This window comes from Polaribacter atrinae (genome assembly GCF_038023995.1).
Classification (GTDB): Bacteria; Bacteroidota; Bacteroidia; order Flavobacteriales; family Flavobacteriaceae; genus Polaribacter; species Polaribacter atrinae.
Genome location: NZ_CP150660.1, coordinates 2,442,900 through 2,466,091, shown reverse-complemented (window position 1 = coordinate 2,466,091; position 23,192 = coordinate 2,442,900). Strand labels below are relative to the sequence as shown.

Genomic DNA, 23,192 nt, shown 5'->3' with positions numbered 1-23,192 from the left:
CTTTTAAAATGGGTATAAACTTTATAAGATAATTTATATTCATTATATATTTTTTCTTAATTAAAACTGGCTTTAGTTTCTTTAATTGTAGTTAAATACTCATCTGTTAATTCAGGACCATCAAAAAATGTTACTCCTTTTGTTCCATTATCTTTAGCTAATAAAATAGCCTGTTTTAATTCTTTAGCGGAAGTAAAAGGAGGTATGTAAATTCCAGTATTTAAACCAATATTTTTAGATTTCACATCGGTAACACCTTGTTTTGTTGCGTAGCCAATCCATTCTGTTTCTTCATTATAAAAACCGTGGTAAATCATTGGGTATACCTCATCAATATTCCATTTATCCCAACGTTGACGTACCATATGATCTGCCATTTCTGGATAAGGAAATACTGCAGCCGTGAATTTTTTATTGTATTTGTGTACAGTTCTATAAGCATCATCTACTAATGTCTTAATAGCGTTTAATCTGAAGTTTTTCTATTCCATATAAATGGCTGTATTTTTACTTTCACGAGGTTCTTTATGGTGGATTTTTTCAAATGCATTAATACACTCATCACAATAGCAAAAATCGTATTCTGCCATTTCGGTATCTTGTACTATGTTATATTTAGGCAATAACCCTATAGGTAGGAAAATATCTAGAAAACGAATATAATCTAAATGGACACTTTCAATGCCATCTACTTTTGCTAAACCTTTACCAAACCTAAAATATGATTTCTAGCTTCTTATCTAGTAGGGCATAGCCCTTGGTAATATTCTACATAAGGGCGTGTATCAAAACACAATTTTCCTTTTCTACTAACCATATACCATTCTGTATGTTTTAAAGCTATAGTAACATCAGGGCGATTTACTGCCATAATCCATGCATGCACTTTTAAACCAGCTTTAGTGGCTATAGGGATTAAACGATTTAGTTCTTTAGGGTCTGTTAACGTGTTAATTAAAACCTCATTAATTCCTCCATTTTTATATTTTTGAAATTCTGCTAAGTAAGCTTCATTTGTGTTTCCTGCCTTAGTGGTAATCCATACTCCAAAATCGAATGCTGTTTCAACTTTTTTAACTTTAACAATCTCTAATGTTTCGTTTTTTGATTACATCCTATAAAAACTAATAATAGAAGTAAAATTGATGCTCTATTTAATGTCTTCATATTTAATTTATTTTGAAATGAATTTACACCTTCTTTTATCGTTAATATTTTATTTGAAAACGGACTTTTTACCATTATATTCGAACCTGTTTTATGATTTTCTATGGAAGGTTGGATGATTTTATCATCAATTTTAATTTCTGACGGATTGATACTTTCAATAGATGTTAACCATTGCTTTGTTTTTAAATAATGGTTCTTTTGAGTACGATATAAGCTATACAGTTCCCATTTGATTTTATCATCTTGTGGAATTTTAAAAGACACCATTTTTCCCAATTATTTTGTTGAAAATTATACATAATCCCAGTTTTATGGTTCGTGAATATTCACAACATCTGTTGGCGACCAAACCCAATTATATTTGTGTAAAAACTTACCATCTTCACCTTTTTTACTAGAATAGACACCATCTGTAATATCGTGATTCCAATTGACTATTGAAAAATTAACACGCCAAAATTGGTCTCTTGGGACAATGATAGCCCGAGCACCAATCCCATTTACTGATCCCATTTACAGGACTTACTTGCAGTATTACAAAAGGGACTGTGGCACTTGGATATGTATGGCCATGACCACCTGTACCAATAAAAGGATTTACAAAATTAGATAAGAGTGTTTGTTTCTGATTAAAACTTTCTTTGCTTTTATTACAGCTAAAAACTAAACACATTAAAAAAAACTTCTACTTTTTATATAATACTTCACTTTTATAGATTAATTAATATATCGTTTTTGACCAAATTTACTTTGTTTTTTTTATCATTCTTTAACAGTTACTAAATTTTCATCCAAAGGAGTCATTTTTGGCATCAATAAATGAATACACCCTAAAACTACTAAATAACAAGAACCAGCAATTAAGAAAGCCCAAAAATATGCAGTATTGTCTGCCTTATCCAATAGAGAGCCTAATATTTTACTACTTACAATTCCGGTGACAGCACCAACCATTCCTCCAATTCCAACAACAGAAGCTGTTGCTTTTTTAGGAAAAACATCTGATACTAGCGTATATATATTAGCAGACCAAGCCTGATGTCCTGCCGCTCCAATACCAATAAGTACTACAGCAACCCATTTATTTTCAGCAAAAGCTACATAACTTACAGGAATAATCATAACAGCGCATATTAGTAATGTAATTTTACGAGCCTTATTAACAGACCAGCCTTTTCTTATAAAATATCCTGATAAATATCCTCCGAAAATACTTCCTAAATCAGCTAGCATATACATTATAAAAAATGGTAATCCAATATCTTTTAATTTTAAACCAAAGGTTTCTGCTAAAAACTTTGCTCCCCAGAAAAGGTAAAACCACCAAACAGCATCTGTAACTTTTGCCATGGCAAAAGCCCAGGCTTGACGTTTTTTTATAATTTTTATCCAAGGAATTTTCGCACCTACAGTTTCGACTTCAGAATCACTTTGTATGTATTCAAGTTCTTCTTTACTTAGTGAGGGATGCGCTTCTGGTTTTTTATAATATTTCAACCATAATATAATCCATATTGCACTTAATGCCCCTGTAATTAAAAATGGAATCTGCCAATTTTTACCATCTTCATGAACAATCAAACCGACCACAAAAGGTGCTGCTATGGCTCCAATACTGGTAGCTGCATTAAAAATTCCAGTAGCAAAAGCCCGTTCTTTTTTTGGAAACCATTCTGCAACAGTTTTTATAGCTGCTGGGAAATTTCCAGCCTCTCCAAATCCTAAACCAAATCTTGCCAAACTAAAACCAATAATACTAAAACCAGGTCTTACGGCAGCATGTAACATTCCAAAAACACTCCAAATTCCAATGGCAACTGTATATCCAATTTTAGTTCCTAGTTTATCAATTATGCCTCCCATAGTTAACATACCAATTGCGTAAGCAACTTGAAAACTTATAATAATATTTGCGTAATCGTTATTCGTCCAATCAAATAATTTTTGAAGTGTTGGAGCCATAACCCCAATAATACTTCTATCAAAGTAATTAATAGTAGTAGCAAATAATAATAACCCCAATATTCGATAACGATAGTTTCCTATTCTCTGTTTTATTTTATTCATTTTAGCTTGTTGTTCTAAATTGTTTACTCTGAGTTAATATTATTTAGCTATTAATATTGTCGCTTTTCTAAGGTACTTTTTATTCAACTAATTATATATACTATTATTAGTAGTTAAAATATGATTTTGCATTTTTATAGCAGATATCCTCAATTATTTTTCCAACCCATTCAATATCGTTTGGCAATTCGCCTTTTGCAATTTCTTCTCCAAAAATGTTGCAAAGTATGCGTCTAAAATACTCGTGCCTTGTAAAGGATAAAAAACTTCTTGAATCTGTAAGCATACCTACAAAACAACTTAATAAGCCCATATTAGATAGCGTATTTATTTGTTTTGTAATGCCATCTTTCTGATCCATAAACCACCATCCAGACCCAAATTGAATTTTTCCTTTTATGGAGCCATCATTAAAGTTTCCAACCATAGTTGCAAAAGATTCATTATCGGCTGGATTTAAATTGTAAATAATTGTTTTTGTTAATTTATTTTTACAATCCAAACTATCTAAAAATTTTGATAATGTATAAACTTGTGGGTAATCTCCAATAGAATCGCAACCAGCATCAGCGCCTAATAGATTTGTAATTCTACTGTTGTTTTGTCTAAGTGCTCCTAAATGAAATTGCTGAACCCAGCCCAAATCACTATAAATTTCACATAAAAATTGTAAAATTGAAGTTTGAAATTTTGAGGATTCTAAATTGGTTATATTATTTCTAGAACGTTTCTTTTTAAAAATAGATTTAATTTCAGTTTCCGTATAATTTTCAAAACAAATGTATTTTAAACCGTGATCGGATAATGTGCAACCGTTTTCTTTAAAATAGGTAATCCGTTTTTTTAAAGCATCACATAAATCATCATACGAAGAAATAGAAAAACCAACCACTTCTTCTAATTTATCTAAATAATCATTATAAGTAAGATCGTCAATTGTAATTGCCTTATCTGGTCTAAAGGCAGTACTTACTTTTGTTTTAAGGTTACTTGAAGCTATTTTTTGATGATGTATTAATGTATCTAAAGGATCTTCTGTAGTACAAAGTACTTCAACATTCATTTTTTTTAATAAACTTCTGCTACTGAATTCAGGTGTATTTAAAAGGCTTGACGTTTCATTAAATATAGCCTCGCCATTCTTTTCATTTAATAATTCGTAAATATTAAAATATCTTGCAAGTTCTAAATGAGTCCAATGATAAAGAGGATTTCTTAAAGTATATGGCACCGTTTTAGCCCAATTCATAAATTTTTCTTTATCTGTGGAATTCCCAGTTATATATTTCTCATTAATTCCAAAAGCTCGTAATGCTCGCCATTTGTAATGGTCTCCTTTTAACCAAGCATCCGTAATATTTCCAAATACTTTATCATTTGCAATCTCTGATGGAGATAAATGATTATGGTAATCTATTATGGGCATTTTGGCTGCATAATCATGATAAAGTGCTTCTGAAAATTTGTTATGTAATAAAAAATTGTCGTGAATAAGATTTTTGTTCATTTTATGATAAAGATTTAATTATTCCCATTTCTAGTCCTCGCAATTCTGCTAACCCACGCAAACGGCCTATAGCGGTATAACCTGGGTAGTTGTTATTTGTTTTTAAGTCATCTAACATTTGATGACCATGATCAGGACGCATTGGTATAGAAATTTGCTGTTCATTACTAATTTTCACGGCTGATTTAACAATTTCATACATATCTGAAGAACCTTCTAAATGGTTGTCTTCATAAAAACTACCATCTTTTTCACGTTTCACATTACGTAAATGAAGAAAATGAATTCGGTTTCCAAATTTTTCAATCATACTTGGAAGATTATTTTTTGGATTTGTTCCTAAAGAACCTGTGCAAAATGTGATTCCATTAGAGGGGCTATCTATAAAATTAACCAAATCATCCAAGTCTTCTTCAGATTTTACAATTCTTGGAAGTCCTAAAATATCAAATGGAGGATCATCAGGATGAATAGCCATTTTAATTCCTTTTTTTTCAGCTACAGGAATAACTTCATTAAGGAAAAAAGATAAATTAGATTTTAACTCCTTGTGGTTGATATGATCGTATTGAGCAATCATATCTTTAAAAACCGGCATCGTAAGATCTTCTACTGTACCTGGTAAACCTTTTAGGATATTATCTTCAAGTTGTTGTTTTTCTTGTAGTGTCATACTTAAAAAACGAGCATTTGCCAGTTCAACAACTTTAGAAGAATAGTCTAATTCACAACCAGTTCGTTGCATTATAAAACACTCAAAAACTACCATATCAATTTTATCAAATCTTAAGGCGGTACTTCCATCTGCAAGTTCCCAATGAAGATGAGTACGGGTCCAATCTAACACTGGCATAAAATTATAGCAAACTACATAAATACCACAGTTGGCTAAATTTATGAGGCTTTGTTTATAATTTTCAATTCTTTTGTTGAAATCACCTGTTTGGGTTTTTATGCTTTCATGTATTGGAACAGATTCTACAACTGACCAAACCAGACCGCTATCTTCAATGAGTTTTTTTCTTTTTTGAATTTCGTTAACTGACCATATTTCACCATTAGGAATATGATGTAATGCAGTAACAATACCTTGAACCCCAGCTTGTTTTATGTCTGAGAGGGTTACAGGGTCTGTTGGTCCGTACCATCTCCAAGTTTGTAGCATTTTCATAATTTATAAATTTTACACACCGCTAAAAGCACTAAATCCACCATCTACAGGAATAACAACTCCAGTAATAAACTTAGAGGCGTCACTGCATAAAAAGTGGATAACTCCATTTAATTCATCCGCATTTCCAAACCTTCCCATAGGCGTATTTTTAATAATAGCCTCACCTCTTGATGTGTAAGAACCATCATCATTTAATAATAATTTTCTATTTTGATTCCCTATAAAAAAACCTGGTGCAATTGCATTTACACGTATTTTATCTCCAAATTTAGTAGCCATTTCAACAGACATCCATCTTGTAAAGTTTTCCATCGCTGCTTTTGATGCTGAATAACCCGCTACTCTTGTAATTGCTCTTTGCACAGCCATAGAAGAGTAATTTATGATGACACCTTCTTTTTGATTTGACATTACTTTACCAAATACAATTGAAGGGATTACTGTTCCGTTAAGGTTTAATTTAGTTACTGTGTCAAAATCTTCCATAGCAAGATTAAAAATTGTTTGATCTTCTCCAATAGTTGCACCGGGTAAATTACCTCCTGCAATATTTAATAAAATATCAACTCTACCATAAAGGTCAATTATTTTTTCTTTTGCTTGCAGTAAAGATTCTTCAGATAAAATATCTGTTTTTATTGCTATTGCTTGGCAACCTGCAGATCTCAATTCTTCGAGTTGAGGAATTAATATCTGTTCGTTTCTAGTTAGTAAAACTATTTTTACACCCGACAATGCAAGGCTTTTTGCAACACAACTACCAAGTGATCCTCCACCTCCAGTAATTACGGCTACTTTATCTTTAATTTCAAATGTGGTATTCATTGTTTATATTTTGTTTTATTCAGATGTAGATGTTATTATTTTTATATTTTGTTTTTTACTCTTTGGATTTACATTTAAGTTTTCAATCTTTCCATTTTTAAATGAAGCCTCTATAGTTGTATTATCTGGAGAAAATAGTTTAAAGTCTACGTCCCAGTCTTTTGGCCAAGCAGGAAATAATAAAATTTGATCTTCATCATACTGAAGCAACATACGTTGTAAAGCAATTAAAGCAACCGAACCGTGATCTTGATCTGGAGTCCAATCGAAATTAGGTCCCCACATTGTTGGAAAACGGTATGCATTATTTTTAGTATTAAAATTAGTTGATGTGAGTTTTGAAGCTTCTTCAGTTAGGCCTAAAATTGCTGCTTTAATGGCGTTTTGCTGCCAGCCACCAGTTCCTTTTACCGCTCTTTTTTCAAAAGTACGACGTGCTAATTCTAAATCTGGTTTGCCCATTCCATAAACACGGTAAGGGAAAATTGCATATAGCTCAGGGTTTTCAACATTTTGCTTTCCGCTGTATTCGTGAGCAGGTGCTAGTACTTTTTTTCCATCTACTTCTCCTAATGGAATTTCTGGTAATTCAGAAATTAACCTTTGCCATTGTTTTTTTTGAAGTGAGCTTGTTGAAGAAGTAGGAAGTTTTAATAATTCTGAGCAAACTTTATGAATTCCTACTATTTCAGGCAAAGGATTAATAGCTTTATTGTAGGTTTCAAGAGCCATAGCAGGGTCAAACAGTATTTTTCCATTTTCATCACGCTCCCAATGTTTGTCAAAGAAATGAATAATTTCAGTGACCACAGGTAGTAAGGTTTCATTTAAAAAATCTTCATCTTTTGTAAACGAATAATAATCGAGCATCATTAGTGAAACCTCAAGTCCTCCTTGCCAATAATAGCGGATGAATAGATTTTCGGTCATACCAAGCGGTAACTTCGATCTATCTCGCCCATAATTAGCATCTACATAATTACCCCAGAAAAACATCGTTTCAGGGAAAAAAGCACCTTCATGATTGTAATACGTTTTGGTAGCAAATTTTCGTATTGGCAATGCATCTTTATACATTTTAAATAAAGGTTTCATTAATTCGAAATCTCCAGATTCTAGCATTGACCAATATGGTAAACGTGTGTTTTGCCACCAATAAGCGCCACCCCAACGTCTATAATCGGCATTTAAACCTTGAAATTCTCCAACCAAATCTTCTGTGTCGACTGTAAAAATGGATCCATTAAATTTTATGGGAGAATTTCCACGACCAGAACAAGCATTCATATAGCGTTGTAGGTTGTAACCACGAGAAATGTTGAATACTCTTTCCTTTTCAGATTCATTTTGAGTTGATACATGTATATAACTTTGTTTCCAGAATGATTGCCACCAATTTTTATGATTTTTCAAGCGATCTTTTCGCGATTTTAATTCAATTGAATTAGCGTTTTGGTTAATTTGAGTTAACCATTTTTCTTCCGTTGATGAATTTAGGGTTAATATATGTACAGATGCTGATATATTATTTACAGGATTAGTTGTTTTTAATGTGGTTGGGGATGTTTTAACGAGTTGATTAGAACGAACTAAACCTCCAAATGTATTGTGAAGTATTGGGTCTATCGCATTTTTTGTGTACTCTTCTAGTCCTTGTAACTTAAGGTTTTCTTTCCAAATAGATCGGTTATTTCGATGTAGCCAAACTAAATTATTATCTATTGAATTGAGTATTGAGTCTTTTTCTACAATAACTTTGGAAGCACCTTTTCCGTGGATTCCGTAAGCAGAATGAAGTTCTGTGGTGTTTGTAATTACTCTTTTGTTAACTCGCCAAGGTTCTGTAGTTATTTTTGCGCTAATTGGTTTTAAACTTTTAATATCTAACTCAATAACAGGATGATTGGCGTCTACCCAAACATTAATAGAAGTTTTATCTTCTTTTGCTCCACCTTCAATGAATATTAATCCATCTTTTACTACTAACTTTTGAAGAAATGTATTGCCTACTTTAAAAGGGTTTGGAGAAAGCGTTAATCGTATTTTATTTAATTTTAATAAACGACCATTTTCACTCCAAGCGTCCGTTTTTGACACATAAAATAAAAGGTCTCCATTTTTTTCTACCCATAAACTAATACCTATATCTCCATTTCCTGCAGGCATAGCCCCTAAAGAGTTTTCAGAAGGAGTTTCCCAAACAACATCAGTATTACTAATATTAGAATGTACATTGCTTTGTTGACATTGTGCTAATCCTAGGATTAAGGCAATACCAATCAATAAATAATGGCATATAGTATTTTTCATATTCTTAATTTTAATTTTTTATTGATGGCACTACTTATCTTTATAAATTATTTTATCAATATTTTTTCTATATTGATCAATATACAATCCCATTTTATCAAAAGGAACAGGTTGGAATCCAGGTATCTTTGTAAATACCTCTGAATCTGGACGCAGGTTGTAATTCTCATTTTGGTAGTCTACAAATCCAGGGTCATCATCTGTTCTGTAATTATTAACATATTTACATTGTGAATGCTCTCCACCGACTAAATGCAATGGATTTTTAGGACCACCAATAATAAGGTTTTTACTAAGTACATTTCGTTTTGCTCGCATACCTTCCCATTCTTTCTCATCAACAATAAGGTCTAAATAATTCATTAATTCTGGGTATCTTTCAGAATAAGGGATTTGATAAATATTCACGTTTTCTGTTAAACGTTTTCTTAAAAGGCCATGTTTTCCAAATGCTTTAGGCACTCCAGCTTTACCCCAAGTATAATAATGAGCAGAAAATTCAGCGGTATAAGAAATGGGTTCAATAATAATATTATTTTTCATCTTTAAATCCCATCCACTGTTAGAAAATAACATGCCATGTCTGGTATCCATCTTATAAAATACATTACCAAATATTTCTACACCAGTAGTAGAATCATCACAATAAATTCCCATATTCATTCGATTGGGGTTACCACAATGATGTAAATAATTATATCGGATAATATTTCCTCTGTCACTTGGGTCTCGACCAATATACCAAGGCGAAGTATCATCAGAGTTTAAGGTTACATGATGAATATTGTTGTATTCAAAAAGATGCTCATTTCCATGAACATATATGGCTTGCCATTCCGAATCAAATATTTCGCAATGAGAGATTCTATTACCGCAACCATCAATATTAATACCCGACCAAAGGAATTTGTTACGTCTGTTATAATTATGCACTTTGCAATTTTCGGCATAATTATTACCAGGTATCAATTTACTTTTACTACCTCCACTTATATAAATTCCGCCACTTCCAGTATTGTAAATATCACAACTTAAAATACCGTTATTTGATCCCGCTTTACGATCCCAATGCGTGTATTTATAGATATGCCCTTGTAAATTGCCTATTCTTCTTGATATGGGTATGCCTTCATAATCATCATGGGTAATAAAAGGAAATGTTTGTTTTGCGCCTTGACCCATAAAAATCCCGCTTGTACCTACATTCCTTACGGTGCAACCCGCAATTAGATTATTAGAGCCTCTTTCCATATAAACTCCAATACCTCTTCCAACCTCAATGGTTAAGTCACGAATGGTTACATAACTTGCTCCTTCTAAACTAATAATTGGATCTTCTAATATGGAAACCATAATGGAACTATCGTCAATATTATTTGGAGGCCAAAAATAGAGTATCCCAGATTTTTTATGAACATACCATTCTCCAGGGCTATCAAGTTCATCAAGAATATTATAAGCAACATAATGTTGATAATTACGTCCACTTCCTACGCCATACAGTGATGGGGTAGTTAGCTTAATTTGCTTCTTTTTTGTATTAATTGATTCCACCAGAATGTTATCATCTGCATAACCCCACATAAAGGATCCTTGAAACCAAACATCCTTTTGTCCTGCCCATTTATCGTGTCTCGAATCGGTATATTCAAAAATTGCACCTCGATTGCTATAATCACGCTTTCGTGGTACTGATCCTGGGTTAATTACTTTACCAATATTAATATAGCCTTCATTTGGATATCGGGCTAGGGTCATAGCATCATTATTGAAGAAAACTTCGATTGGAGCAGGAGTAACAGATAGGGCATGGCCATACTGTTTTATCTTACCAAAATCATAAATTCCTAGTTTTTTCAAATTTACTTGCAGCACATTTTTAGCTGCATTTTTAGATAACCGTTTGAGGATTGCTTTATTTGTAACTTTTTTAAATTTGTTAGAAGGAATACGTTTCCCTCCTGTAACACTTACTTTTTCGTCTGGTAATGTTCTCCAAACAATAGGAGCATCTGGTTCGCCTGAATCATTTTCATTTAAAATGAATGGTTTAGTTTGGTCATATTGCCCTTTACCAATCCATACAGTAATTCCACCTTTAGGTAAATGATTAATAGATTTGTAATGTCTTATTAGATCTCGAGCTGCTTCAAGTGATGCAACAGGTTTCTCTTTTGTACCTGAATTATTGTTGTTTCCATCGGTAGCTATATAAATATCCTGTGCATAACTAGATATTGTCAAACAAATTGAGTATAGAATTGTTATAATTATATTTAATTTCATCTGTTTAATCTTGTTATTAGCTAGAATTGTTTTAAAAGAATGCTCTAAACCTTTAACAACTAAATTTCAGCGCTCACGGTATCAAAATCAATAGATTTGCATACACTTTGTTTGTATTGTTTCGTGTTTACAATAGCTTTAATATGATTACTAAAATCTACTTCTAGCAGTTTTTTTCTTCTTTTGCTCCTTTATAAAAATATTTTACTTTTTTAAACCTATTTTCTTAAGTGGTAATTTTTTTAGTTCAGGAATTTTATGAACTATTAGATCTATAAATTCATTTTTAGAGTTTATATTTGGTAAGTTTTTATTAGTTACAGAATTAGAATCTGTAAAACCTAACCATTCTATTTTGCCAACATTTACCTTTTTTAAATTAATAAAAACATTTTCAGTAACTACGTTTCCTGTTGGAATTTCTGCCTTTTCAAAATAGGTTTTTAGTGTTGGATATTGATCTACATAGGGTGAATCCTTAAAGTTAACTGCTTCCATACGTTCTCGGAAAAGCCCGCCATCTTCTAAAACCCACTTTGCCCATGTTTGCAACCTGTTACCTATTTGCACACCCACTTTACCTTCTAAAAAGACATTATTTTTATAGATATTATCTGAGCCTCCACCAATTAATACATTAAGTTTTCCTGCTTTATAAAAAACATTATCTGTAACTGTTAATCCACAGGCAGCATCATCATGATATACAGCACTAGTGTTATATTCGTCAGGAATATTTGCAATATAATTGTACCTAATTAAGGTTCCTCTTTCAGAAGGGTCTCTACCGTAATAAATAGCGCCCATATCTTCTACTTCTAAACAAACATCATGAATATAATTGTATTCTATGGTATGGTTATTTCCATGCATTAAAATAGCAACGCTTGGTAAATCGTACATTTCACAATGTAAAACTTTATTACCAACACCAGTAAGATGTACTGCTGGCCTATATGATTTTTCTATTCTATTGACATCAAAAAACAAGCAATTTTCCACAAGATTATTCCCTGCTTCTAGCGTTAAACGGTTTCCACCACCTAATGAAACTCCACCAGCTCCAAGCTGAGAAAAAGTACAATTGACGATCTTATTATTAAAACCACCTTCTCTATTAAAAGTAGTATTGCTATATAAATGTTGTAATAAACTACCTACTTTTCCACCCTTTGCAACACCTGTACCTTTATGTCTATATTCTAAAAATGGTTCAATACCTTTACCTACAGTAATCCCCAAACTACCAAGATTTTTAAAATTACATGCATCAATGGTTACTCCTTTGGTATTTACCATAGAGATTCCAATTCCACGAGAATTTTCAAAAGAAATTCCTTTTATATTAATGTTTTCAGCACCATCAATTTGAAAAAATGGGTATTCAAGGATAGAAAAATCTAAACTCGAAATTTTCTTTGCATCAGACATAAAGTATAGCATTCCCTTTTCCTTATCAACATAATATTCTCCAGGGGCATCTAATTCATAAAGTATATTTACGCCATACCATTTCTGCCAAGGTTTACCATTGCCATAACCGTATAAAGTAGATGTGGCAGTGCTCATTGTTTGTTTTACGGGGTTGACGTTTGAAATTTTAACCATATCATCAGCATATCCCCACATAAAATAACCAGACATCCAAGCATTTTTTTCTTTGCCCCAATTATTTATTCGTAAAGAATCGTACTGAATTACCCCTCCTAAATTAGAAAAATCACCTTTACGAGGTATAGAGCCTTTTTCTAACACTTTACCCATTGGTACCATATTTTTATTGGGCCAGCGTGCTAAATGCATGGCTTTTTTATTGACGAACAATTCACCCCATGCAGGACCATAAGGGCGAGAAAAACCTACGTTCCGTAATTTTCCAAAATTGGAAATACCTAATTTTTTAAGATCAATTTCATATATGGGAAGCTGGTGATTATTAGAAGTAACTTTTATCTTGCTTTTCTTTAAAGATTTTACAGGAATGCTTTGACCACCTGAAAAAACAACCGTTTCATCCTTATAGGCTTCAATACTAATATAGGAATATGTGCTGTCTAAAAATATAGAATTTTTAATATTGTAAACACCTTCTCTAATAAAGATATTTATCTTTTTAGTTGTATTTTCTCCTTTAATATGTATAGATTTCTCAAGTGCCTTTTCTAAACTATTATACGGAGATTGATATGTTCCTTTTCCTGATTTTTTACCTGAAGCAGAGACATAAATTTCTTGTGCTAAAGCTATATTTCCTAACAAAACAAAGATTGTAAAACTTAAAAACTTAATCATAAAAAACTATTTTTAATTACTTAAAATTCTTACATATTCATAGTTATGGTCTTTTTTTCTAACCTACTTTTTTCAGCATTGAAGCCCATTAAATGACTTTCTATGGATGTATCTATAGTTGAACTAAGTACATTTGGGTCTTTTGTTTTTACTGCTTTAACCCAATCAGTTACTAAAGACCAATCACCACCACCATGACCGCTGTTTTCATAATGTTCAACATCTTCTACAGCAACATCCCATTTGGTTTGTTTTCCTGTTAAGAAATCTGTATGCGTAAATTCGTCCATATCACCAACTACATCACCTAAAGACCCCATAACGCGCGTTCTTCTTCCATGATAAGAGGTAAATGCCTCCATTGAGAAATTTACGGTTACTCCATCTTCAAACTCCATAGAAGTTACATAGTGATCTGGTTGATCATTTCCCATTTTGTATACACAACGTCCATAATTAGTTTTTGCCAATTGCTCCAAGATAAAATCACCTTGTTTTGATTTATCTTCTGGAAGACTGAATACATAGTTTCTTTGTCTATCTCTATGATAAATTTTTAGGGCAGAGTAGGGGCATGTAGATTCTACAGCGCAACCATCTGCACATCTTGCAGTACTTCCTTCAGGTGCATTTTCTGATTTAAACCATTTTAGTCCACCAAAAGCAGAAATTGTTTCGCATTTTTTTCCAATTAACCATCTTAAGATATCAAGATCATGGCAAGATTTCGCCAAAATAATTGGTGTTGTTTTTTTTGAGTTGTGCCAATTACCTCTCACATAAGAGTGCGCCATGTGAATATGTTCAATCGGTTCTAAATGTTGTATGCTAATGATTTCTCCTAGAGCACCAGAATCCATTAATTGTTTAAGATTGATAAAGTAGGGCGCGTAACGCAACACATGACAAACGGCTACAATGTTACCATTTTTCTTTTGTAATTCTAAAATATCTCTACATTCTTGTTCTGTAGGAGCAATAGGTTTTTCGAGCAAAATATCATATCCCATAGCTAGGGCTTTCATACAAGGACCATAGTGTAAATCATCTGGAGTTGTTATGATTATTGCATCTGCAAATTTTGGTCGTTCAAAAACACGTTCCCAAGTATCAAACCTGTTCTCTTTCGAAATATTATGCTTCTTTGCATACCTTTCGTTTCTTATTTCAATTGGCTCTGCAACACCAACAATATCTAATTCATTTGAAAATTTAAGTCCATAATTACCATATACGTTACCACGTGAACCTGCTCCTAGGGTTATTGCAGTAATCGGTTCTAAGATGTCATTATTTCCAAAAGGTCTTACAGGTGCGGGTTTACCAATTTCGGCAATATTAGATAGACCGTATAATGGCCCTGCTAAAATTGGTGCTCCTATTCCTGCCAAGATATTTTTTATTGCTTGTTTTCGGTTTATTTTTTTCGCCATGATATTTCGTTTATTAGTTTTCTATTTAAAGCTTAATTATCATTTACTATGCTTATTTTGTCAATAAATTAATTACAAAATTACGAGCAGTTGGATTTGTTTTTATTCTATTTAAGAGATCTATTTGTGAAATAATGATCTGTCCTTTACCTACATTAATACTTCCAGCAGCCATTGCAGTTCCTTGGTCTTCCAACCAATTGGTATTCCCAGAACCAAGTATAGGTTTTAAATTGTTAGATAGTACAATTTTATCTAAAAAAGGTGTTATATATTCTGCATCTTCATCATACCACATTTTAAAATCAAATGGTTGCACGTTTTTAGTCATTATGTGACCTGTTTTTGGTGAAACAAAATTATAACTCCCCATAGTAGTATTTTGTACCGTTACTTTGGTAGAGGCAATTTGATGATTGCCTACAGGAATGTTGTATAAAATAACTTTCTTACCCAATTCTACTAGCTTATCTAAGGCTACCTTATGTTTTTGATATTGTTTAAAATCGTTTATCCAAATAACATCTGCTTTTTGCCATTGAGATGTATCTGTTAATATTAAATTTTTCTTTAAGTAATTCGTTACCCCATTACCATCTCCTAAAAATGCAACTTTTTTAATTTCTTTTTCTAGTTTGTTTTTTGGAAATACATCTATAACCATTTCTGATTGGTCTACGCTTTGCCCTTTTTCATTAAAAACGGCTGTTCTAAGGATGTAAGACGTACGTTTTTTTACCTTAGGAGCATCAAAAGAAATATACCCTTGAAAAGCAGAGCTATTAGATGGAACATTGGCTTTTATACTACCACTTAGGTAAATTTTACCTTTTTGTTCAAATTGATATTTTAGTGTATAATTTTTAGGGTTCTTATTAAGATCATTACTTATCCAAGATTCTACTTTTATGCTTTCTTCAGAAAAGAAATGTTTACGATCGCTTCGTGAAGTAACAATAATTGGTTTCAAAGCATCTCGGTAAGAGAAAAATGCTTTCTTTGGATTACGGTCTACATCCATTATAGTTTTCATCCATCCAGCTGGCCACGCATCAATAAAAAGATGTACAGCAAAGGTAATCATATTGTTATCTCTTCTAAACGCTTCTGTAACTGTTTTTAAGGCCCAAGCTTGATGGTCTTGACTTGCATCTACCCAATCTTTTAATGAATGTTGAGTATTGTACCACATATAATGAAACTTATGTGTTTGAGCTGCAAAAATACGATTGGCAGTCCAATTTTTATCGTCTTCTTTATCTTTTGGTAACCATTCTTTTGGATAATACTTATACATGGTTTCTACAGGATCTAAAGCCTCTGCACCAAACTCCCCACAGCCATAATACCAATCTGGTTTTACCCATTGCCAATAGCCTTTGTGCATTTTTCCGATACTCAATCCATGCCCATTATACCATGTATTATAACAATGGTTGTCTGGCAAACCGGGAGTAGGAGGGTCATAATCACCATCTCCAATTTTTATTACCCTATCTGGGTTTTCTTTATGTACAGCTTCATCCATAGCTCTGAACAAAGAGAAATATTGTTCTGCTTCTGCCATATTTCGATGTGGGTGACCTTCTCCGTTAGGAAAACGTTCGTTGATATAAGTTACAAGAATAGTGCTGGGGTGGTTACGAACCAATCGTTCCATTTCTGAGGCTTGTCTTACGCTTTCTTCCCATTTATTATACCTAATACCTCCAAAAGTTGGGAAGTCTGTTTGTAACATTAATCCCAGTTGATCAGCATAATCATATATTTCTGGCTGCACAAGTCTTTGGGTTGTACGTAAAAAGTTCATATTACTAGCTTTCGCTAATAAAATATCTTCTATTAACTGATTCCAGTCTTTTTTATATACATCTTGCTGCAAGAAACCCATTGTATTAGCTCCTCGTAATCTAATTTTTTTATTATTGAAATACAATTGTCCTTTTGGTATCGAAACTGTATCCATAGTAAAAGATCGCATTCCAAAAGTTTGCTTTTTTGTATCTGTTATTTGTTTGTTTTTATCAAGAACCTTAACTTGTAATTGGTATAGCCAAGGTGTTTCATTACTCCAAGACTTAAAGTTTGGTATTTTAATTTTATATTTAAAGAAATTTACACCATATCCTAATTCTACTTTACTTTTTTTCCAATCTGTTGGTTTTTGTAAATCTCCTATTCCAGGGACATGCATTACAGTAGGAACAATAAGTGTGTCTATTATTTTAGGAGATTTAAAATTTTGTCCAAATAAAGAAATATTAAAGCTTACTGGTTTAGAGTCTTCATTATAATTATTTATTTCTAATCTTATTTCTGCTTCTCCAGTATTATAATTAGGTCTTACAAAAACATCGTTAACATGAACTGGGTCGCGTGATTCTATGTAGCAATCTTGGTAAATTCCCATACCAGCTGCACATTGATGTCCACCATCATAAAAATTATCATAACCTAGACCCGTTACTCCGTAAATTTTATCTCCAAATTTTTGTCCTTTACCAGGTGCAACAAATCCTGTTGTAGTATAATCGTTTTCAACTTTTACTAAAAGTTGATTTTCGCCTTCTTTGGCATATTTAGAAATATTAAATTCAAAAGGTGCAAAAAAACCTTCATGAGAGCCTACGAAAGCACCATTTAAAAAAACTTGTCCTTTATAATCTACTCCTTTAAAATGTATAAAGAGCGCTTTGTCTTTAAGCATTTTCTCAGTAATTACTACTTTTTTATAATAGTAGGTTACTGCACGCCCAACAGGTGCCCCGAAATGAGGTACACTTACTGTTTCCCAATTACCACCACCTTTTAAAGTTTCAATAAATTTCTTTTGGTCATTTTCTGTTTCAATTCTCCATTGAAACTCTTTTAAATAAATTCGCTCTCTATAACTTTTAAGCTCTGGTGCCATTTGAGCCATAAAAGGAAGAAACTTATTTTTAAGATGCACTAATTCTTTATCAAGTTCAGCTTTTGTACTTATTTCTTTAACTTCTTTAAAAGCATTTTTTTTACCGTTAGAAATAGGTAAATAAATTTCTGAGAGTATTGGAGGCTTTTTTTCTTCCAATAGACTCATACGCTTGTTCTGAACTTTATTACCTATTTTAGCAAAAAAATCTGATTCTTTTTCTTGTGAATGTATTTTTAAAGTTAGTAAAGAGCTACATAAAAATAACACAACACAAATGGACACTAAACTTCTTTTTTTTATCATTTTTTATAGAAATTAAATTAAAAAAAAGGTGTCATATGCATTACGGCTATAATGACACCTTTAAAATTAACTCAAATATTAAATTAACTCAAACTCAAAATTTTATTAGTAATCTGGGTTTTGCTTTATAACAGCTCCCACATTACCATCTATTACTCTTTGGGGTATTGGAAATAAGTTGTTTTTTAATTGTATAGAATTTTTTGCTGGTGCATAACCAAACCTTGATACTCGATCATATAGTTTTCCAAGTCTACATAATGTTAACATACGCCATTCTTCTCCAAGTAATTCCCTCATGCGTTCATCAAGTATATAGTCAATATCTACATCTGTACCTGTAATTAGAGGGGATTGTGCTCTTGTATGAATAATATTAATGTCTGCAGCAGCAAGGTCTTTTTGGCCTTTTCCTAAATAGGCTTCAGCTCTTAATAAATATGTTTCTGATAACCTTATTACATAAAAATCTCTAATGTATCCATTATCAGGTATACCACCAATATGCTTATCTGTACCAAATTTTGACCAATTTGGATATACATTTTGTAGACTATCTGCTGCTGTGGTTAAAAAAGATTTAGGAATTAGATCTCCTTTAAAATATGGAGCAACATCTTTAGCAAAATAAAATTTTCGTTTAATAACTGCTTCTGTATTTCTTAAATCATTACCTGTGTTATTCCAAATTGTGTAATTAGCGTGAGTTGTTGGTCTTACAAACGAAGCACCTCTACCTGTAGAATCTGATGCAACACCAGTATATCCAGCTTTTTTAAAAAGCCAAATTCTATTCCACCAAGTACGTTCCACAATTGGTCTTCCAGATTTAACAGTTCCACCATTTAAGTTATCTTCAAATTGAGCTACCCATATTGCTTCTTTATTCCCTGTTTCATAATTTTGATTTCCCATACGAAATAAATCCCAGTATATATTTTTACCTTTATCAGTTTCATTTTTACGCGTACCAAAACGACCTGTCATTAATTTGTAATCACCATCTGTACCGTCAATTACTCGGGTAGCTGCTGCTATTGCTCCATCCCAATCTTTTAAAGAAATATTAACTTCAGACAATAAATGATCCGCTGCAGCTTTGGTAACTTTACCTGGGTATTTAGCAGTTGTATTTAAATTTGTACGGGCGAATTCTAAATCTTTTTTTGCAAACTCCCAACACTCTTCTCTTGTATTTCTTACAAAATCTACTTTTGCCGAAGTAACTGGACTATCTACAATAGGCATTCCTCCAAAAATATTAGCAAGATTTCTATATGCAAATCCTCGAAAAAACTTTCCTTCGGCGATAGTAGCATCTCTTTCTGCATCACTGTTCCATGCAACTCCCTCTTTTTGGGCAGCATCTATTACTGTATTAGAATTTCTAATCATTTGATATTGCCAGCTCACCCATCTATCTGTATAAGTATCAAAAGGGTTTACTAAACTCCAATCATTATAAACTCTATCATCTCCTAAAGGCCAAAAACAAACATCGGTTCCTAATCCTAAAGCCCAAACATCACTATCTACATCTCCAGAATTATAAATTTCTTGTATTAGCCTATAATTACTTGCTAAAAGTGTTTCGAACTGAGCTTTATTTAAAAAGGCATTTTCTGTAGTAAAGGCATCTTTACGTTCTTCTTTCAGAAAATCTTGTTCTGAACAAGATACTAGTGTAAGCAAACTACTTAATAGTATTATAGTTATATTTATATGTTTTTTCATAATGTATTTATTATTTATTAGAAACTAAGATTTAAACCTAATGTGAACGTACGAATTACAGGACTTGAGCTTGCTATCTGACCAGCATTTTCAGGATCTAAACCAACCCAATCTGTTTTGGTAAATAAATTCTTTCCAGTAACGTATACCTTAAATTCATTAACTCTGAGCAATTTTTTAACACTATCATCAAAGTTATATGCCATTGAAACGTTTTGCAAACGTAAAAATCCACGACTTTGGTAGAAACCATACCCATAAGGATTATTGTAATTAGGTCTAGGCACTGTGTTACTTTGATTATCTGGCATCCAATATTCTCTTCCTGAAACCCAGTTTGCAACATGATTGTTACCTTGAGATGATCCTAGAAAAGCTCTTTTATTACTACCTAGATAACGGTTATCTTTTCCACCACCAGCAACTATATTAATATCAAAATAAAATTCAAAATTCTTATAATTAAAAGTATTGCTTATGTTAGCTCTAAAATTAGGTGCAGCATCTCCTATTATTGAGCGATCATCTGCATTAATCTTTCCATCAGGTAAACCAGTTAAATCTCCATTAGCATCTTTACCATTAATATCAACAATTTTTAAATCACCTGGTTTCGCACCATAAGTAGCTATATAGTCTGTATCTTCTGTTTGTACAATACCATTAACAGTAAAATCGTAAATAGCACTTAAAGATTCTCCTATAAACCATCTATTTCCGATATCATCATCAGGAATACCATCTTTGTCTACATCTGCTCCTACAAGACTAATAAGCTTATTACGGTTGTACCAAAATGTCATTCCAGAACTCCATTTAAAATCTTCAGAAGAAATGTTAACTGTTTTTAAAGAAATTTCAAGACCTTTATTCTCTAATTCTCCAATATTAGTACGTACTTCACCAAAACCTGTAAAAGGAGGTAATCTACGATTGAGTAATTGATCTGTTGTTTTACTATTATAGTACTCAATATCACCAGAAATTCTATTATTAAATAAAGAAAAATTTAAACCTAAATTTAAAGATGTTGTAGTTTCCCAAGACAATGCTTTATTTCCAAGGCTTGATTGGTATATAGTATTAAATGTTTGGTCTCCAAAAATAGTAACACCATTATTAACCCCAGCTTGGGTTTCATAAGGGGAGATTCCTAAATTTCCGTTTTCTCCATATGACACTCTAAACTTAAGATAGTTGATTTGTGAAATGTTATTTTTAATAAAATCTTCTTCACTGGCTGTCCAAGCGACAGAAACTCCTGGAAATTCACCAAACTTGTTACCTTCACCAAAAGCAGAGTACCCATCTCTACGGTACGTTCCTGTTATGTGATACTTGTTTTTATAATTATAATAAAGACGCGCAAATTGCCCAACATTACGTTTCTCGGTGATAGATGTACTACCTCCTTTTCTTTCTGGGTTACCCAGATTAAGCCCATAAAAACCTAAATCACTTGAGCCCGCTTTTTCAAAGTCGGTACCACTAAAAGCTACAGATTCTCTTATAAATTCATCTTTAGTATAACCTAATAGCGCTGTAATTTTATGATCGCCAAAGTTCTTGTCATAAGTTAATACATTGTCAAACACCCAACTATTATAAGTTACATTACTCTTGCTTCCATAAGTTTTATTAAGAAATTGTTGAGGGTTGTTAAGTTGATCTTCAACATCTGGATTAACAAAACTTCTTTCATGTGCAAAAAAACCATTATCAAAAACACGTCTACTTTGTGTGTATGTACTTTTAAAACTTAATCCTTCTATACCAGGAACTTTGATTTTTACAAACCCAGAACCTCTTAATCCCCAACGTTTATCTAAATCATCATTGTAAAAGTTATTGTAAGGATTAACTAACAAACTAGGTGTTGGAAACTTATCTAGCACAATATCTTCTCTTCCTTTAATCCATTTATTACTATATGGCGTATACATTGTAGCCTGATTAATATCTGGAGAAAAACCAGTATAATCTTGTGAATCATAACGTGTACTCAATCCAAAAGAAAGCCAATCTGTAATTTTGTTTTCAATTTTAGAAGACAAATTAAACGATGTAAACTCATCACCATCTAATACTCCTTTTTGATCAAGATAAGTTCCAGACACATAATAGTTGGTGCTTTTTGTTCTCCCAGAAATACTTAATTGGTAATTTTGAATTGGTGCGAATTGGCTAATTTCATCTAACCAATCCATTTGATGACCTGCCTGATAGGCATCGTATTCCTTGGTTGAAAGAATATTTTCTATACTTAAATCAGTTACATTTGTAAGACTTAAATTGTCTGCTCTCCATTTTATAAATTCTTCACCACTTTTCATCTTTGGGATACGTGACCAACTTTGTATACCTGTGTAATGATTTAGGTTTATCGTTGGTTTTTCAGTTTTCCCTCTTTTTGTGGTTATAATTATTACTCCATTAGCAGATCTTGATCCATAAATAGCTGCAGAACTTGCATCTTTTAATACATCAATTGAAGCTATGTCTCCGTTAGCGATTTGATTTAAAGAACCATCAAAAATAACTCCATCTAAAACAATTAAAGGAGCATTGCTAGCAGAGATTGAATTTTGTCCTCTTACCAATAAGCCAGGTGAACCACCAGCACTAGATATAGCACCAATATTTACACCAGGAGCAGTACCTTGTAAAAATTGCAATGCATTGGTTGTTGGCATTAATGCTGCTGGCGAGCCTTCAACTTTAATACTTACAACAGAACCTGTTACATCTTTTCTTTTAGATGTACCATAACCAATTATAACTATTTCATCTAAATTAGATACATCCTCTTTAAGAGTAACGTTTATCTGGTTACTACCGGCAACAGTCTGCTCAAAAGTTTTCATTCCAAGATAAGAAAAAACCAAAATGGTATTTTCTGAACTTACAGATATTGAGTAATTACCATCAAAATCTGTCATAACACCTTTTTTAGTGTTTTTTTCCATTATGCTAACTCCTCCAATCGAAACAGCATTATCATCAGTGACTTTTCCAGTCACTACTTTTGATTGTGCATTCGCAAGAGCAAATGAGAACAAACAAATAAAAAATAAAATTTTTTTCATAAAATAGAGTATTTAGGTTAATTAACTTTTCGTTAACAAATCTAGATTATAATAAATACTATTTACTAGAACAGATTCAAAAAGTCTATTA

General features: G+C 32.3%; 15 protein-coding genes and 1 pseudogene. All 16 read right to left on the bottom strand.

What is annotated here, in order from left to right; translation table 11 throughout:
• Positions 1-56 precede the first annotated feature (56 nt).
• On the bottom strand, positions 57-377 hold the full coding sequence (locus WG945_RS10845; RefSeq protein WP_317039160.1) for a hypothetical protein: 321 nt from the start codon (positions 375-377) through the stop codon (positions 57-59).
• Positions 378-736: 359 nt separating this feature from the next.
• Positions 737-871, bottom strand: coding sequence for a hypothetical protein (locus WG945_RS10840; protein ID WP_317039159.1), 135 nt, complete (start codon positions 869-871; stop codon positions 737-739).
• A 218-nt stretch (positions 872-1,089) separates the two neighbouring features.
• Positions 1,090-1,437 carry a hypothetical protein gene (locus tag WG945_RS10835; protein ID WP_068447850.1) on the bottom strand — a complete coding sequence of 116 codons (348 nt, stop codon included), beginning with the start codon at positions 1,435-1,437 and terminating at the stop codon, positions 1,090-1,092.
• Positions 1,438-1,479: 42 nt separating this feature from the next.
• Positions 1,480-1,683 carry a hypothetical protein gene (locus tag WG945_RS10830; protein WP_068447848.1) on the bottom strand — a complete coding sequence of 68 codons (204 nt, stop codon included), beginning with the start codon at positions 1,681-1,683 and terminating at the stop codon, positions 1,480-1,482.
• A pseudogene (locus WG945_RS10825) lies at positions 1,646-1,843 on the bottom strand (hypothetical protein); the annotation flags it as partial. The pseudogene WG945_RS10825 and the gene WG945_RS10830, both read right to left, overlap by 38 nt.
• 89 nt (positions 1,844-1,932) lie before the next feature.
• The gene (locus WG945_RS10820; protein WP_068447847.1) at positions 1,933-3,237 is read right to left on the bottom strand and encodes an MFS transporter; all 1,305 of its coding nucleotides are present in this window, start codon (positions 3,235-3,237) and stop codon (positions 1,933-1,935) included.
• Positions 3,238-3,343: 106 nt separating this feature from the next.
• Positions 3,344-4,744, bottom strand: coding sequence for a glucuronate isomerase (uxaC, locus tag WG945_RS10815; protein ID WP_068447845.1), 1,401 nt, complete (start codon positions 4,742-4,744; stop codon positions 3,344-3,346).
• A 1-nt stretch (position 4,745) separates the two neighbouring features.
• Positions 4,746-5,909: a mannonate dehydratase gene (gene uxuA / locus WG945_RS10810; RefSeq protein WP_157603531.1), complete on the bottom strand. Its 1,164-nt coding sequence runs from the start codon at positions 5,907-5,909 to the stop codon at positions 4,746-4,748.
• Positions 5,910-5,927: 18 nt separating this feature from the next.
• Complete coding sequence (locus WG945_RS10805; RefSeq protein WP_068447841.1) at positions 5,928-6,743, bottom strand: SDR family oxidoreductase; 816 nt, start codon at positions 6,741-6,743, stop codon at positions 5,928-5,930.
• A 15-nt stretch (positions 6,744-6,758) separates the two neighbouring features.
• Positions 6,759-9,053 (bottom strand): DUF5703 domain-containing protein, encoded by a 2,295-nt coding sequence (locus tag WG945_RS10800; protein WP_068447839.1) that lies wholly within the window; start codon positions 9,051-9,053, stop codon positions 6,759-6,761.
• 30 nt (positions 9,054-9,083) lie between these two features.
• A complete protein-coding gene (locus WG945_RS10795; protein WP_068447837.1) occupies positions 9,084-11,339 on the bottom strand; it encodes a right-handed parallel beta-helix repeat-containing protein in 2,256 nt (751 codons plus the stop codon).
• Between the two features lie 204 nt (positions 11,340-11,543).
• Positions 11,544-13,631 carry a right-handed parallel beta-helix repeat-containing protein gene (locus WG945_RS10790; protein WP_082864150.1) on the bottom strand — a complete coding sequence of 696 codons (2,088 nt, stop codon included), beginning with the start codon at positions 13,629-13,631 and terminating at the stop codon, positions 11,544-11,546.
• A gap of 29 nt (positions 13,632-13,660) precedes the next feature.
• Positions 13,661-15,064 (bottom strand): Gfo/Idh/MocA family protein, encoded by a 1,404-nt coding sequence (locus WG945_RS10785; RefSeq protein ID WP_082864149.1) that lies wholly within the window; start codon positions 15,062-15,064, stop codon positions 13,661-13,663.
• Positions 15,065-15,116: 52 nt separating this feature from the next.
• Entirely contained in the window at positions 15,117-18,281 is a 3,165-nt protein-coding gene (locus tag WG945_RS10780) for a glycoside hydrolase family 2 protein (protein ID WP_082864148.1), read from the bottom strand.
• A gap of 105 nt (positions 18,282-18,386) precedes the next feature.
• Positions 18,387-20,015 carry a RagB/SusD family nutrient uptake outer membrane protein gene (locus WG945_RS10775; protein WP_068447835.1) on the bottom strand — a complete coding sequence of 543 codons (1,629 nt, stop codon included), beginning with the start codon at positions 20,013-20,015 and terminating at the stop codon, positions 18,387-18,389.
• A gap of 17 nt (positions 20,016-20,032) precedes the next feature.
• Positions 20,033-23,101: a SusC/RagA family TonB-linked outer membrane protein gene (locus tag WG945_RS10770; protein ID WP_068447833.1), complete on the bottom strand. Its 3,069-nt coding sequence runs from the start codon at positions 23,099-23,101 to the stop codon at positions 20,033-20,035.
• Between the last annotated feature and the right edge of the window lie 91 nt (positions 23,102-23,192).

Bases quoted from the DNA above. Each gene is read 5' to 3' on its own strand.
- WG945_RS10845 (WP_317039160.1), bottom strand. From the start codon at position 377: ATGGCAGATCATATGGTACGTCAACGTTGGGATAAATGGAATATTGAT.
- WG945_RS10780 (WP_082864148.1), bottom strand. From the start codon at position 18,281: ATGATAAAAAAAAGAAGTTTAGTGTCCATTTGTGTTGTGTTATTTTTA.
- WG945_RS10795 (WP_068447837.1), bottom strand. From the start codon at position 11,339: ATGAAATTAAATATAATTATAACAATTCTATACTCAATTTGTTTGACA.
- WG945_RS10820 (WP_068447847.1), bottom strand. From the start codon at position 3,237: ATGAATAAAATAAAACAGAGAATAGGAAACTATCGTTATCGAATATTG.
- uxuA (WP_157603531.1), bottom strand. From the start codon at position 5,909: ATGCTACAAACTTGGAGATGGTACGGACCAACAGACCCTGTAACCCTC.
- WG945_RS10790 (WP_082864150.1), bottom strand. From the start codon at position 13,631: ATGATTAAGTTTTTAAGTTTTACAATCTTTGTTTTGTTAGGAAATATA.
- uxaC (WP_068447845.1), bottom strand. From the start codon at position 4,744: ATGAACAAAAATCTTATTCACGACAATTTTTTATTACATAACAAATTT.
- WG945_RS10830 (WP_068447848.1), bottom strand. From the start codon at position 1,683: ATGGGATCAGTAAATGGGATTGGTGCTCGGGCTATCATTGTCCCAAGA.
- WG945_RS10785 (WP_082864149.1), bottom strand. From the start codon at position 15,064: ATGGCGAAAAAAATAAACCGAAAACAAGCAATAAAAAATATCTTGGCA.
- WG945_RS10800 (WP_068447839.1), bottom strand. From the start codon at position 9,053: ATGAAAAATACTATATGCCATTATTTATTGATTGGTATTGCCTTAATC.
- WG945_RS10775 (WP_068447835.1), bottom strand. From the start codon at position 20,015: ATGAAAAAACATATAAATATAACTATAATACTATTAAGTAGTTTGCTT.
- WG945_RS10770 (WP_068447833.1), bottom strand. From the start codon at position 23,101: ATGAAAAAAATTTTATTTTTTATTTGTTTGTTCTCATTTGCTCTTGCG.
- WG945_RS10840 (WP_317039159.1), bottom strand. From the start codon at position 871: ATGGCAGTAAATCGCCCTGATGTTACTATAGCTTTAAAACATACAGAA.
- WG945_RS10835 (WP_068447850.1), bottom strand. From the start codon at position 1,437: ATGGTGTCTTTTAAAATTCCACAAGATGATAAAATCAAATGGGAACTG.
- WG945_RS10805 (WP_068447841.1), bottom strand. From the start codon at position 6,743: ATGAATACCACATTTGAAATTAAAGATAAAGTAGCCGTAATTACTGGA.